The 15736-nt window shown below is 71.4% G+C and carries 1 protein-coding gene (cut by both window edges); it reads right to left on the bottom strand.

The whole window is internal to a hypothetical protein gene (locus EYA84_RS00580; RefSeq protein WP_131051001.1) on the bottom strand: the coding sequence, 49845 nt in all, runs 20840 nt past the left edge and 13269 nt past the right edge, and what appears here is coding positions 13270-29005 — codons 4424 (complete) to 9669 (partial); the first complete codon in reading order (the gene reads right to left) occupies nt 15734-15736. The start codon and the stop codon both lie outside this window.

The raw sequence follows: 15736 nt of genomic DNA, 5'->3' as shown, positions 1-15736 counted from the left end.
CCCGCATGCGCAGCGGGAGGATCTCGCCGAACGCCGACCGGTAGACGAACATGAGCGGCCCGGAGTCACCCTCGATCGGGTACGCCCGGTACACACCTCGCTCGGCGTCCTCGAACGCCTGCAACCGGAACGGCGTCTCACCCGCGAACTGTTTGACCGCCCAACGCAGCAGCCGGAAGACCTGCCTGGGCCAGATCTGGTCCGCGTAGGACGCCAACTTCACCAGCATCTCGCCGGGCTCCGGTGAGCGGCTCGCACCCATCGCCTGCGTCAACAGGATCTGCACCGTGTACAGGATCTGGCTGCCCCATTCGGACGCTCCGACGTTGACGACCGACAGTCCGGGCGGGAGTTCCGAAGCGGTGTTCTCCTGATATCCGCCCGTCGAGGTGACTGCCCACCCGCGCAGCCGATACAGCCTCTCCCCCTGCAGGTATGCGAACACCACGTCGCCGGTCTCGCCCTGCACCGGGTACGCCAGGATGCGACCCGAAGCATCCCGCTCGAATGCCTGCAGCCGGAACGGCACGCCACCCCCGCTGGCCGCCGCCGCCCCGAGCCACGCGTAGAGCTGCTCGTCCCACCGCTCCGGTTCGGGGGCCGTCGACCCGGCCGGTGGCCCGGCATCCCGGAGCTCCCGCAACGTGGGCATCCGTGCCGGCCGGGCCCCGGCGGCCAGCAACTCGCGCCCCACCCGGAGCAGGTCGTCCTCGCTCTGCTCGGAGCGTGCGTCCGAGTCGTCGAACCACAGACCCGTGGGCAGTCCGGCGGCCTCCCCCGCCTGGTAGCCGCCGTCCGGGCGCAGGTCCCAACCGCCGGTGTCCCGCATCGGCGCCACCAGGACCGATGACACGTCAGCCGACAACGGCTCCGACCCCACCGCGCTGAACGCGGACCCCCGACGGCCCCCCGATTGGCTCTCCGGGCTCTCCTGCGTGGCCGCGTCGACCGCCTCGGCCAGCTCACCCCGGAAGGTGGCCAGGTCCGCGTGGAGCCCACCGGCCAGCCGGCCCGCGTGCTCTCGCGGGCCGTTGCCGGGGGTCTGCATCTCGACACCGGGTCGCGTCGCCCACTGCCATGCCTGGCCGATCCGCCGCCGGAGCACGGACCAGCCGGCCTCCATCACGGTCCGCGATTCGCCGTGCAGCAGGTCGATCTGCTCGATCACCTCCTGCTCGACCAGTGGTGTCCCGTCCACGGCGAGCGACCGCAGCCAGAGGACGGTGCGACGCCACTGCCGGGCCGTCGCGGTCGCCGCAGTCGGGTCGTAGCCGCTGGCGGAGTCGGACGCGTACCGTCCGCCCGGCGTCACCGTGGCGGGGATGCCGAGTCGTGCCTGCCGGATCCGACGCGCGAGGCCGGGCACCGGCTCGGGTCGTGCGATGTCCTCGATCAGGCGGGCGGCCTCACCGAGGAAGTAGATGTCGAAAGAGTCTCCGTCTACGTCGTGGTAGAGGTAGAAGACGTCACCGCTGTCGCCCTGCACCGGTTGCGCCCTGACGGGGGCGTCGTTCGCCTCCCGCACGAAGAACTGCAGCCGGAAATCCGGCTCGCGGGACATCAGACGCTGCGATACCTCGGTCAGGCTGGGGGTGAACCGACCATCGGCCAGTTCCATGTCCCGGGTGGCTCGACGCAGCAGGTGGTCGACCCACTCGTTCTCCGTCGGCACCTGCTCCGGCGCAGTCCGGGCGATCACCAGGCGACGCAGCGCCGCCAGGAAGCCCACCTCGTTGAGCGGCGACGACCGGTTCTCGCGCAGTGCTTCGGGAAGGTCGTCGGCTTCGTTGTCGGGATGCTTGTACGTGCCGTCGGCGTCAAGCTGCCACCCGATGTCGTCCCCGGGGGCCTCCCCGGGGGCCTCCCCGGGGGCGGCGACCGACACCGGTTCCTCGGCCGGCGCGGGCGCGCTGGCGTCCATCGAGCCGTCGTCCGAGTCGTCCGGGTCCGTCTCGGTGTTACTGAGCCGCTCCTCGTCCACCACGGCCCTGAGACGGTCCTCCGTGAGCCCCGCCATGCCGTGCGCCTCGTGCACGCCGAGTGCGATGCCCAGCAGAGAGATCCGGGCAACCCGGTCGGGTTCGTCGCCCTCACCGCCGTCGTGCAGGCCGAGCCGACGCGTCAGCTCGGTCAGCAGTTCGACGGCCCGGTCCGGGTCGGTGTCGCCGTCGCCGCCCGCGACGCCGATCAGTTGGTCGAGCAGCAGGAACGGCAGGAAGCCGTCCTCGCCGCCGAGGCGATGATCGATCCCGTCGAGGTCGACGACAGTGAAGGCGGAAGTCCACACCATCGCGTCCACCGGGTCGGCGGCGATCACGTCACGGAGCCTGCGGATCGCCGGTGGCGAGGCGACGTTCCCGTACACCTTCCACAGACCATCACCGATGTTCATGCCGTTCTGCGCGGCCCACCACGTGGTGAACCAGATTCCGAGCCGGACGACCGTCCACGGCACGGAGGCTCCGGGACTGCCGATGGCGACCGACTCGTGGCCGAAGGTGGGCACGGTGTCGCCGACGTCGTCGGGCCGGATCCAGATCCGATGCGGTTCGGCAACCACCGTCCAGCCCGGCACGAGGGCGAACCGACCGCCGCCCAGGTGGGGCAGCTGCCTCAGGTACGACACCGACAGCGGTTCGGCCTGCGGCTCGGTGTGCACGGTGTAGTAGGAGACGAACGGCTCGACCGCCCGAGTGTGTGCCCGCGAGTACCCGACGAGGTGGTCTTCCCGTGCCCCACGGGTGATCAGGTCCGGCCGCAGTGCCAGCTCCTGGTCGGCGTGCAGCAGACCGGCCAGGGTGATCGCCCGGGTCACGTCCACCGGACGGGGCATGACCAGCTCGATGAGGGCGTTCGCCGGTAGTCCGGCGGCCACCCGCCCGAGGATCTGTGCGGCCTCGGCTATCGAGGTCGCGTGCACCAGCACGATCGGCCGCTCGGGATGCACCAGACGGTGCTGTGGCGCGACGGCACCGCCCGCCGGTCGGAGCTGGACGCCCGCCGCACCGAACCACGTCACCTCGACGCCCGAGTCCGGGTCGACCTGGATGTCGGGCCCCACCCGCCAGTCCCGGACGGAACCGCCGGCACTCAGCCGGGCCTGCAGGGCCCGGACATGCGTCTCGATCGGCTGGTTGTGCAGCATGGCGAGGGCGTCGGCGTGGAACCGTTCGACCCGGCTGCGGTCACGCACCAGGCGTCCCCGCAGTCGTGCCGAGACCTGACCGCCCCCGGCGGTGAGCGCATTCTCGGCGATCAACCAGCGATCGGCGGCCGACAATGCGGCGTGCAGCTCAGCTCGCTGCCCTTCGTCCTCCGGGGACCACATCTGCACCGCCGGACCGAAGCGGCGATCGCCGGGAATGAGCGTCTGTCGCATGAGACGCCGGACACGATCTTCGGTGAAGGGGCTGACGAACGACTCGCTGTTCGCGCTCCCCGCGTACGACGCCTGCTCCACGAGCATCCGCTGCTCGGCGCGCAGAATCTCGGCGAACAGCGCGCCGAGGTCGTGGTCGACCGAACTGGGACCGAGTTGCACCGCCCACTGTGAGTAGTTCACACCTGAGCCGAACCCCGGCACCACCTCGACGGCGAGTTCAGGAAGGCCGACCCAGTCGGTCAGCAGGTCCGTCAGCGCCGTCCACGCCTGCGACCGCGCGGGGTCGCCACCGGCGAGCGCCGCGTACTGGTCACGGGCCCGGGCACGCACCTCGGTGGTCAGCTCGGGGTCGGCGGCGTCGAGCCGCGGCAGGTTCGGCGTCCCGGAGGGAGTCGATGCTTCGGTCCCGACCGGCGACAACGGCCGGTACGCCGTGCCGGCCGACCGGTCCAGGTGCAGGACCGGACGCGCGCCCGGATTGGTGCTCTCGGCGATCGCACCGCTGCGGATCACGACGTCGATGTCGAGTGCACGAGCCAGGAGGACGACCAGGTGCCGGCTCGCCGTCGGACTGCGGGATTCCCAGGAACCCAGGTAACCCGCCAGATCGCCCGCCCGGCCGTCGATGGCACGCCGCAACGCGGCGGCCAGCGTCGGACGCGGTCCGACGCTGGCCATCACGGCCTGGCGCACCTGAGCTGCCGTTTCCTGCGTCTGGAGCAACCGGCCGCGCAGGTGTTGCCGCCGGTTCTCGGGTAGCCATCCGTCCAGCGCGGCCTGGACCCGGTGCGCGAACTCCTGATCGCTGATCCCCGGATGCTCGCGCCGGACGTTCTCCTCGACGATGCTCCGTCGATGCGCGGTCGGTTCGGGCGCCGGGGCCGCCGCCGGGAGGCTCGACACCAGATCGACGAACGCTCCGGGCGGCACCTCCTCGGCGAGCTGTGTCGGTCCCGCGCCGAGCAGGTCGCGGACGAGGTCGTCGTGCTGCGCGATCTGCGCCAGCACGTGGCGGCGGAGTCGCCCCGGTGCGCGGACACCGGACGGCAGGCGGACACCCTGCCACCGGGCGGCGTCGATGACGGCACCGAGGAGACCGTGCTGCGCCCACCGGCCCGGCCGCACCTGCATCTCGGGCATTGACACGGAGAACCGATCCGGGTCCTGTCGTGCCAGCCATGTGCCGATGTGGTGCTGCAGGCGCGCGGCGGAATCGGACGGCACGGTGTCCAACCAGCCGGCTGCGGTCCGGAGCGCCGCGACGTCCTCCGCGGTGGCGGCCTCCGGACGGGCCGGAGTGGCCAGCCAGACCGAGCGGGCCGACTCGTACGCGTCGGGGACGGCCGGGACTGAGGTGGGTGAGGTCCACGCCGATAGCCGGTTCTGCGCCTGGAACCGTTCGTGCCACACGCTCACCGGCTCGTTGCTGCGGTCCAGCTCGTTCCACACTCTCGCGGCTGCCCTGCGCCGCACGGCGCGTGCGGATCCGAGGTCCGCGTCGGGTGAGAGCGCGGCGGCGAACGCGTGGAACCGAGCGTAGAGCCCGTGCCGGAACCGCAGCGGCAGTCGGTGCGAAGCCCGCTCCCGCACGATGTCCCGGACAGGGGTCTCCGGGTTGCTCTCCACGACCGCAGCGAGGAACGCGGCCGGGTGTTCCTCGTCGAGCGTGAGCAGCGGCACATCCGGCATCCACCGGATCCCACGCGGTAGTCCTACTCGTTCCTCGCCGGGCGGATACCACGACGTCAGCTGGAACAGCGTCGCGACCTGCACGGCTCCCGGCGGGTCCAGGTCCAGCGTGTCCAGCAGGGCGTGCAGATCCGTCCAGCCGGACAGGTCGAGCAGCCAGTCGTCGAGCCAGACCAGGTCGGGATCGAACCGCCCGGTCCCGTCACCGAGCGACGGGACGCCCCCGTCGGTCCCCGCACCGCCGCGTTCCGCCGCCCGGACCAGTGCGAGCACGACCCGCAGCCGGGCCTGTAGTCCGGCCAGCCCGAACGCGAGGTGCAGCGGCATCGATGTGGTGCGCACACCGTCGCCGGTGCTCTCGAACATGCGCTCCGAGTCGGTCCGCGTGCTGACGGCGGCGCCGTCCGGGCCGGACGACATCCGCTGCAGGAGTTCCGAGTACGTCTCGGCGGCCCGGTCGAGGGCCTCGGGCGAGAAGAGTCCGCTTCGCGTGGCGGCGGTCTCGACGTCGATGGTGAGCGGCAGCTCTGCCCGGGCGGTCAGATTCCGCACCGTGTCGATCAACAGACCGAGGGCCCGCCACACCGCAGGGCTGTCCACCAGTCCCTGTGCCGTGAGTCGGTACCCCCCTGGGTGCACCACCTCGCTGATCAGCCCCACACCGGGTACGGCTTCCCGGAGGCCCTGCCACACCGGGGTCATGTAGTAGCTGATCTCACCGTACGCACCGTGCGACGCGGCGTCTGCGGAATCCTGCTGTTCGATGACGAGCTGCAGGCCGAACGTGGTGCCCGTGTCGGGTCCCGCCAGACCATCCAACGCGTTCTCGACGAGGTACGGCAGCGGGTCCTCGCCGACCGAGACACGGCCCCGCAACCATGGCACCAGACTCTGCGCGGGCGGTCGCGCTCCGGGCACACCAAGGTCGGGCCAGTCGCCCCGCCCGTCCGCGGCCTCCTCGTCCACCCGGTTCGGCGCCGTGAGGTTCCACAGTGGCCGCGGCATCCGCTCGGAGAGCAGGCTCGTCCAGTCCGCGTCCGAGGTCTGGGCGACGAAGCGGTACGCCGTCCGGACGACCTCGTCGGGTAGCGCCATCCGGCCGGTGATCAGCTGGCGGGCCAGAACCGGCCAGAGCTGCCCGGTCAGCAGGCCGGCGAGATCCACCCTCCCGTGGATCGCCGCGCGGAGCACCGCCTCCTGCCAGCTGACCCGCTCGTCCCGCTCGTCGGTGGCGTTGCTCAGCCGGGCGGTCAGAGCTTCGACGTCGAGGCCGGACGTCGACGGGTCGGAGGCGAGGATCTCGCGTACGCGATCCGGGCTCGGCATCGGTGGCGCCGCGAACGACGTGTGGGCGAGGGTGGGATCGGCGAGTACCCGCCCCAGCCCCGATGCCTGTGGTTCGGCGTGGTGGCGGACCTGTGGGCCGCCGAGAACGAGCCCGGCCGCTCGGACCCGCAGCGCTGGATCGGGGAGCAGCTCGATCAGTCGGTGTGCCCGGTCCCCGAGTCGGCGTGGGCCGCCCGCCCGCGACGGGTCCTGGAAGCCGGGGCCGGTGAAACGCTGGCTCCACCACTGGGGCGACAACGGCTGCCGGGCGGTCCGGACGAGTTCCACCGCGATCCGCACGCGGGCCTGCAGGACACCGGGCGAGACCTGACCGGGAGCCAGGACGAACGCGACATGGTCGCCGGAGCGCCAGTTCGCGCGAATGAGGAGTGAGCCATCGCGGTGGTGCCCGAGGAACTCCTCGAAGGAGTCGAACTCTCTGGCCGCGTAGGCGCTCTCGTCGGTGAAGGGGGTCAGTCCGGCAATCGTCAACACGTCGGCCTGCGTGTGATAGAGGTGAGCCAGCCGGAGGTAGGCGGCCGCGTCCATGCCGTACCCGGACCGCACGGAGATCATCACGGACTCCCCGGCGACCTGCCGAGGGACGATCTCCACCAGGCGGGCCAGTCCAGCCCAGTCGCCGCGACCGGCGCCGAACTCGTAGAGCAGATCGTTCCCCAGCAGAATGGCGCCGGGATACTCTGCCACCTGTTCTTGCAGCTCACGGGACTGTCCGCCGGTGGACAACCGCAGCGACAGCCAGATCGTCACCCCGGCCGGCTCGGGTGCCTCCGGCTGGAACGGCACCAGCCAGGCGCCGGGTACGCGCGCCCGCGCCAGCTCCTCTACCGCCCGGAGCGGGTTGGCACCGGCGGTGAACCGGTCGAACAGTTCGGTGGCCTCGGTGGGCTCTGCGGACGCCAGCGCGGCGGCCTGGATCGCGCGGACGTGGTAACGGTGGAGAGACGCCGTGCCCTCCCGGTTCCAGACCCGCCAGAGCTGCTTCGGACCGAGGGCGTACTTCTGGTATACGGACTCCGCCCACGCCTGGTAGTCCGTGACCACCTGCTCGGTCGTGGGCTGCCCATCGCCCGACACGGCCGGTGGCCGCTGGGTGTTCGCGTACAGAGCCACCGACTCCGGTGCAGTGTGCAGCCGCTCTGCGACCTCCAGCAACCGGTCGACACCGAGCCAACTGCCGTCGTCGTTGAGCAGGGTCGGAAGGTTCGACGGGATGGTCCACGACCGCTTCACCAACCGGAACAGCCGATCGGTGATCGTGTCGCCCGACGACCGCCCCGGCCAGTCGGAGCGGGCCCGGATCGACGTGGCGACGTCGTACGCGACATCGAAGCGAGCGTCGCCGGAGTCCTCGTTCAGCCGGTCGAGACCGTCTTCGGGTCCGAGCACCCTCGGGTCGACGCCGAGCATGGCGGCGAGGGCGAACAGCCGGGCCGGATCGGTCACCCCCAGGCGGCGGGCCTGGTCGACGACCCCGTCGGGCACCGTCCCGATCCGGAGGCTGAAGGCGTCCACCCAGCCCGTGCTGATCCCCAGCCGGTCGGCCAATGCCGTCCGCGCCAGCTTAGACAGGTTCATCCGATTCGCGAGTTCTCGCAGCAGTTCCAGGTAACTGCCATTACTCTGCGAGGACAACTCGTCGAAGAGTCTCAAGCTCTCCGTCTCCGCAGTGGAGTCCAGTCCCCACTGCCAGGTGAGCCACAGCCCCCGCAGAGAATGGGCGCTGGACACCCAATCGCGATCCGCCCTGATCCCCTGGTCGGTCAGGAACGTCAGCAGCAGGTTCGTCGCCTCATAGCTGTCCGCCGGGATCGACTCCGCACCGCCCCAGATCCGGGTCAGCACGCTCGTCATGACCGGCTCGACACCCTGCGCCCAGAAATCGGCTTCCCGAGGCAGCACGGGGACGATCGGTGTGAGTTGGTGCAGGTGCACGCCCCACTGAGTGGCCAACTCGATCAGCCCGGCCTGGGGCTCGCCGGCGGGCAACCCGAACGCACGCGTCGCTGCCAGGTCCCCGCCGCCTGACCACCGGGCGTACTCGAGGGGCCTGGACGGCTCCACCTCCATCCTGGCGGCCTCGTCGAGTACCGCGAGGTGGTCCAGACCTGGCCGCCTCATCAGGTCGTGGTGGATGACCATCTCACCAACGCCGAACTGCTCACCGAACCACGTGGCGAACCACTGGTCGGCGGCCCGCTCGGCGGGCAACGGGCTGATCTCCGCGTAGTCCCGAAGGGGCCGGTACGGATCCCTGATGCGGTCGAGGAGGTTCACCGCGCTCAGCGTCCCCGGATACACGAAGACGTGTTGCGTCTCCTCACCCAGCAGGTCGTACAGCTCTCCCGGCGTCAGTCCGTCGGGACCCAGGGTCGACGGGGTGTGCGTGGCGATCCACAACGCCCACCACGGCGCGTCGGTCACGGTGTCGAGGCTGTCCCGAAGGTTCGACACCAGTTCCGCGACGGAGAGCCGGTTCTCCGCCGGTACCGGCGGCGGAGTGGTCGGCAGCAGACGCACCGCCGACCGGAACGGCATCAGGTCCCGCGAGTCGGCCGCCATCCGCCAACTCCATTCGAGCACGACCTGCGGCCGCACGCCCATCCGATACGCCAGTCTCGGCAAGTCGGTGGCCACCCGGCCGATCGTGCGGGTCAGGTCGAACAGCCAGTGCGCCTCGCCGTCGTCCAGTGCCATCCGCTCGGCCAGACCGACCATGCGGGGCAGGTCGGCCCAGGCGTTCGCGGCCAGGACCCGCACCTCGTCGGCGGTCACCCCGAACCGGGCCGCCCACCGGGCCGCCTGTTCCTCGCTGACCGGGGGCACGCTGCGGTACGACGGAGGCGGCGTCAGCGAGTCGAGGAACCTGCTGACGTCGTCCATCGGTCGGTCGCTGAGCATCCGGTAGAGCAGCAGCTTCAGGTGCCGGGACGACGAGTCCGCCAGCAGCGACGTGATCGGGAAGCCGAGGCGACCGCTCAGCAGAGCGGGCCAACCGTCCGGCTCACCGGATTCGCGATGGCCGAGTTCCGGCACCGCAGCCGGATCACCACGATGATGCTGCTCCCACGCCCAGTTGAAGGCCGTGACCAACAGGTCGGCCGGCAACGCCTCCAACAACTCCAACGACACGCCCCGGTCGTTGAGCCACCGCAGGACGGGTAGGTCAGCCGGATCCAGGATCAGCCGCCTGCCGACATCCGCCAACATGATCAGGTCGTTGTCGGTGTACACCCCGTACTGACGTAGCCGCCGTCGCAGCTCGGCCGACAGTTCCCCGGCCGCGATCTCACTCCGCCCGACCATCGTCGCGGCCAGCACGCCACCGAACACCTCGAGCGCGTACGGGTCCACGCCGAGTTCGACGGCGAGCGCGAACCATGCCTGCCGGACCACGGGCACCTGCACCGCACTCGACGGGTTCGCGCGCAGCGACGCCAGTTCCCGGCGGAGTCCGGCGACCTCGATGCGAAGTGCGGCTACTTCCCGCGCCGCACGACGTCTCTCATCGGCGGCGCCGGCCAACGCGGCGCGCACCTTGTCGACGTCCGCCGACACCGTCGCCAGTTCCGCCTGCACGTCGGCGAGTCGCGTGACCGGTGCCGCAGCGTCGGGAAGCGACTCCTGGTGTGGGTGCACCCGACGTCGCAGTTCCTCCGCGTGACCCCGGAGACCTTCCGCCTTCTGGTCGAGGCCGGTCGCCTTGGACTGCCAGTATCGGTGCTGGTACTCCGCCGACCAGTGCGTCTTCTCGGCCTGGACCAGTTCGGCCTCCGCGTGCGCCAACGCGGCGCGCGCCTGGGTCAGCACCGCCGCCAACGCCAGCGGCTCGATCTGGGACGGCTCCGGCACCCGCTCGATGAGCTGCACCCAGCGCACCATCCGGTTCAGCCGGTCAGCGTCGGCGACCTGACCGTTCTCGTCGAGCACCGCCAGCGCCCCGGCCAACCGCAGGAACGCGGCGCCGTCGAACCCGTTCGGTTGACTCCTCAGCAGGTGGTCCCAGGCGTCGGAGCCGCCGAGCGCGTCGGTGAGCATGGCCTGCTGCTCGGCGTTCAGCCCCGACACCGACGGTGACTTCCGCTCGTAGGTGGGCGACTCCTCGTGCAGGGGACGGGCGTCACGCTGGATCCGGTCGGCGGTGTCGGGCGACACCGACAGCTCCACCGCGTCGTCCAGGCGGATCGCCAGTGGTGACGCGTCCGGCGAACCCGCCGGAGTCACCTGCGCCAGCAGGCCGACCCGGATCCGCTCGCGCGCGGTCTCGCCTCGGCCGGACCGGCCCAGCCGCACCCCGCCGAACATCGCCAGCTCGACCCGGAGCGGACCGGCCGCCGCGCCCGGTCCGCCGAGCGCACCGGGCAGCAGCGCGGTCAGTCCCGGCGCGGAGAGCGCGTGATGGATCCCGTCCACCCCGGCCGGGTCGGCCAGCACCGGGTGGTCCCGCACGCCACCCGAGGCACCCGCCGGCCGGTGCACCGCCCAACGACCCGAGCGCAGTTCCGCGACCACCGCGTCGTGCAGCGTCCGCGCCGCCGTCGGGGCGATCGCGCTGACCCGGACCTGTCCGTTCCGCACGTCGTGCTCGGTCACCGACTGCGGCCGTAGGCCGAGCGCGCGGAGCGTCTCCTGCGGGCCATCGGGCAGCGCCGGCACCCGCTCGACGCCGGTGGGAGCCGTCCGGGGCATCGGCTGCGCCAGCACCTCGTCCGCCACCGTGACCCGCTGGTCGAGCAGCACCGCGCGGGTCTGCGGCAGATCCGTGACCGGTTCGGAGCCCGTGCTCCCCGCCGGCACCGGCCCGGTGTGCTCCAGTCGCACCGTCACCAGCAGCGAGGACGCGTATCGGTGCGCACCGTCGGCCGACTCGACATGCCGGTAGGCACCGGCCGGCTCGGTCTGCACGACCAACCGGAACCGCTCGTCCCCGCCTTCTCCGGAACGACTCGGCCGCATGGTCACACCGGCTCGAAGCTGCGCGGGAGACAGGTCCTTGAGGCGCTCGGTGGAGAGCAACTCGGTCAACCGCTCGGCCGATCGGCCCGGCGTACCGACCACCTCCCAGCGGCTCCGCGAGAGTCTCCGCACGTACGTGCGGACCAGGCGGGTCGCCGCCTCCGCCGCCGGATTCGGCACCGCCGGATCCGGTGCGGTCAGGCTCTCCTGGTCGTACGCCAGGGGAAACGCTGCGGACGGTACGAGCGCGGGCGGCGAGGATCCGACCGCCACCGGCGCCTCGGTCGGGTCGGGCGGACTGCCGTCCATCTCCACGTCGCCGTCGTCGTCCACCGAGGCCGGGCTCGACGCCACCGACGTCGCGGCGGACGCGGACGTGACGACGGGATCGGACCACACCGGACCCAGCCCCGGCACGGCCGGCCGGGAAGACCCGTACTGGTACGGCTCGTCCCTACCGGCCAGGATCAGCAGGGCAGCCTGGGCCCGTAGTGCCGGATCGGCGTGCAGCGAGGCCAGCCAGCGCCCATCGGCTCCCAACTCCCGCGCGGCGCCGCCATCGCGAGCACGACGGCGGGCCCCGGGAAGCTCGAACTGCCGGGCCCAGAGGGCGGCGTCCTCGATCGGGCGTCGGGCCGACCGGACGAGTTCCGCGATCATCAACACGCGCGCCTGGACGGTGCCGGGATCGGTTGGCGCGTCCATCCCGGTCCTGAACCGGATGACGTCGCCGGATCGCGGTGCGGCGCCGATCCACAACGCTCCGCGCTCAGCGCCGTGGTAGGCGAGGAAGTGCTCGTACGTCGGGAACTGCGGAAGGCTCAACTGCGCGCGATAGACGTCGAGGTCGTCGAAGGGTGCCACTCCGGCGGTGGTCAGGACGTCGCTGTGCGAGTAGTAGAGGTGCGCGAGTCGGAGGTAGGCGGCGCGGTCCGTTCCGTACCCGTGACGCACGTCCACGTGCACCTGGCGCGGCCGATTGCCGGGATTCGGTCCGAAGGCTCTCAGCACCTTCGTCAGGTCTGCCCAGCCACCGCCGTCTGAGGCGAACGTGAAGCTGACGTGGTCCCAACTCAATCCGCCTTGCTGGAAGGCGGCACCGGGAACACCGTCGAGAATCCTCGCCAGCCGCGCGCGCGGTCCATCCGCCAGTTGGCGCACCCTGAACCTGATGTGCACCCCGTCGGGCACCGCGACGTCCGGCAGGAACGGCACCCGGGCACCACGGATTGATCCGCGTGTCACCGTCTCGATGGCATCCAACACGTCCTGACCGGTGTTCGCGGCCAGGCGGCTCGTCATTCCCGCCAGGTCGTTGCCCGCGTGCTGGATCGCCGCGAGGCGGATCTCGGCGACGTCGCCCCGCGCGAGAATCGCGGAACCGTCGCCGTTCCACACCCGCCACACGTCGATCGGGTCGAGCCCGTACCTGTCGCGCAGGCGCTCCGTCCACTCCTGGTAGGCGGCGATCACCTGCTCGTCGGTGGGTTGTGGGCGGCCGGGAACGAACGGCGGCCGGTTCGTGTTGGCGTACAGCGCCACCGGCTCAGGCCGCCCGCCCAGCCGCACCGCGATCCTCAGCAGCCGAGGCAGACCGAGCCACGAACCGTCGTCGTTCAGGAGCTGCGGCAGCCTGCGCAGCAGCGTCACCACCTGGGCCGGTGCGACCTCGGACGACTGCACGACCCGGAACAGATCGTCGGTCAGGGTGCCGTGCATCCGTCGGGTCGGCCAGTCGGGCCGGGCCCGGATCGAGGCGGCGACCTCGCCCGCCGCACCGAGGCGGTCCGATCCGGGTGTGCCGTTGAGTCGTCCGAGATCGTCGTCGGGGCCGAGGATGCGGGGGTCGACGCCGAGCAGGGAGGCGAGCGCGAACAGGCGCGCGGGGTCCGCCACGCCCAGCAGGGCGGCCTGCTCGACGATGCGCGTCGGCACCGAGCCGATCCGGAGGCTGAGCGCCGTCACCCACTCCTGGCTGATCCGCAGCCGGCTCGCGAGCGCCGCCCGTTCGTGCTGCGGCAGGCCCACCCTGCGAGCCAGGTTGCCCAGTGCGGTCAGATATCCGGCCTCGATCAGGTGCCGCAGAGTGGTCGCCCGCGAAGGGTCGGTGTCCGTCGTCCAGTCCAGGCCCGTCACACCGGTCATCCACCGGAGCAGCCGAGGATCGTCACCGGCGGTCATCGGAGGCCAGGTGTCGGCGGACAGGGCCATGTCCGCCAGGGCCCGAATCGGCAGGACGGCTGCGGACTGGCTGGCCGGGACTCGCTCCACCGATCCCCAGACCTGGGCCAGCAGACGTCCCGGCAACTCGTCGGCAGGAATGGCCGCTGTGCCGTGGTCCAGCAGGTGCATCACCGGTTCGAGTTGGTAGAGGCGCAGGTCCCACCGGCGGGTCAGGTCCGTCAGGGCAGGGGTGGAGAAAGCGTCCGGTAGCTCGTCCGACCGCATCACGGTCAGATCACCGCCACCGGTCCGCCGTGCATGATCGAGGGCCTCGCTCGGTTCCGTCCCGAGCCTGCGTGCGTCGTCGAGCACCGCGAGATGGTTCAGCCACGGCCGGCTCGCCATGTCGCGGGTGATGGAGCCTTCGGGTACGGCGAAACGCTCCTCGAACCAGTCGCCGAACCAGTGGTCCGCGTTCCGCTCGGTCGGCAGGGACGAGAGCGGCTCGATACCGGCGGTGTAGTCCTCGGGAAGGTCCGCGACCATCTGGGTGAGGTCGGACGCGTTCTCTGTCCCCGGGCTCTCGAAGATCCCCGTCGGGTACGCCCGGATCCGGTCCAGCAGTTCGCCGGGAGTGAGCCCGTCAGGCCCCTCGCTGGACGGCGTGTGCGCGCCGACCCACAGGACCCACCACCACGCCTCGATCCCGTGAGCGACGGTGCTCTGTAGGTGCGCCACCAGTTCCTGAACGGTGAGCCGGTCGGCGTACGTCACCGACGCGTCCGGGGCCGCCACCAGGCGTAGCGCCGACCGGAACGGCATCAGGTCCCGTGGGTCGGCGTCCATCCGCCAACTCCATTCGAGCAGGACCTGCGGCAGCGTACCCGCCCGGTACGCGAGCCTCGGCAGGTCGGCCGCCAACCGGCCGATCTGCGACGTCACCGTCCACAGCCACTGCGCCTGCTCGCCCGCCAACCCCATCTGGTCGGCCAACCCGACCAGGCGAGGCAGGTCCACCAGGGGACTCGCTGCCGCCGTCCGGATGGCGTCGGCCGACACACCGAACCGGGAGGCCCACGCGGCTGCCTCCCGCTCTCCCACCGGGCGCGGTACCGAGACGTTCCCGCCCTGCTGGAGGTCCACCGGCCGATGCCGTACCAGATCGGTCAGGAACTCCTCGATCTCGGCCATCGGCAGGTTGCCGAGCAACCGGTACACCTGCAGGCGCATGTGCCGCGACGGCAGGTACGCGGAGAGCGTCGTGACCGGGAAGCCTAGCCGCGCACTCAACACGGCATACCGCAGGAGGTGCCGAGGCGTCCGGAAGCCCAGTTCCTGGGCAAGCCGGAGCACCCCGGCTGCGACCGCCGCACCCTGCTCAGCGTTCATGATCGGCACCGGCGAACGCCGTACCACGACGTCCACCAGGTCACGGATCATCAGCAGGGCGGACCACCAGTCCTGCATCGACTCCGACCACTGGCCACGATCGTCGTCCCCGGACGGCTGCGTGGCGCGACCCACCGGCCGGGCCGCCACGGCGGCGTCCCGGAGCACGTCGACGAGCCCGTTCAGCGCCGGTGCGCCCGCCAGACCGAGTTCCCGGGCCACCGATGCCGGGTCGTCGCCCCGGAGGTGCTGTTTCGAGGCCCAGGTGACCGTCGTGTTCGCCAACTCGTCCGGAAGGCCGTCCACCAACTCGAGCGGCACACCCCGGTCGTTGAGCCACGCGAGGGCGGGTACGTCGGACGGACCCAGCGCCATCCGCCGACCGAGGCCGGCCAGCAGCGCCAGGTCGTTGTCGGTGAACACCCCGAGCGGCCGTAGCCGCTGCCGCAGGTCGGCCAGGAACTCCGTCGGCGAGGCGTCACCGCGCCCGACCGCCACCGCAGCGACCTCACCGCTCATCACTTCGAGGGCACCCGGCTCGACACCGAGCTCGATGGCGATCGCGAACCAGGCCCGCCGGACGGTCGCCAGCCGTGCCGACCCCGACGGATCGGCGACAAGACGTTCAAGACCGTCCCGTAGCCGGGCGTCGACGTCGCGTCGCAAGCTCAACTCGTCCAACGCATGGGCTTCATGCGCGACGGCAGCCGGCAACGCGTTCGTGACCCTGTCGCGCTCCCGGCGGAGGGTGGCGAGCTCGGACGCCGCCGCGCCGTCGGTCACCGTCGCGGACAACCGTGCGATCCGACG

Origin of the sequence: Verrucosispora sp. SN26_14.1, from assembly GCF_004307965.1 — a bacterium.
Lineage (GTDB): Bacteria > Actinomycetota > Actinomycetes > Mycobacteriales > Micromonosporaceae > Micromonospora.
The sequence above is the reverse complement of the archived record's forward strand: the minus strand, read 5'-3'. Positions and strand labels throughout refer to the sequence as shown.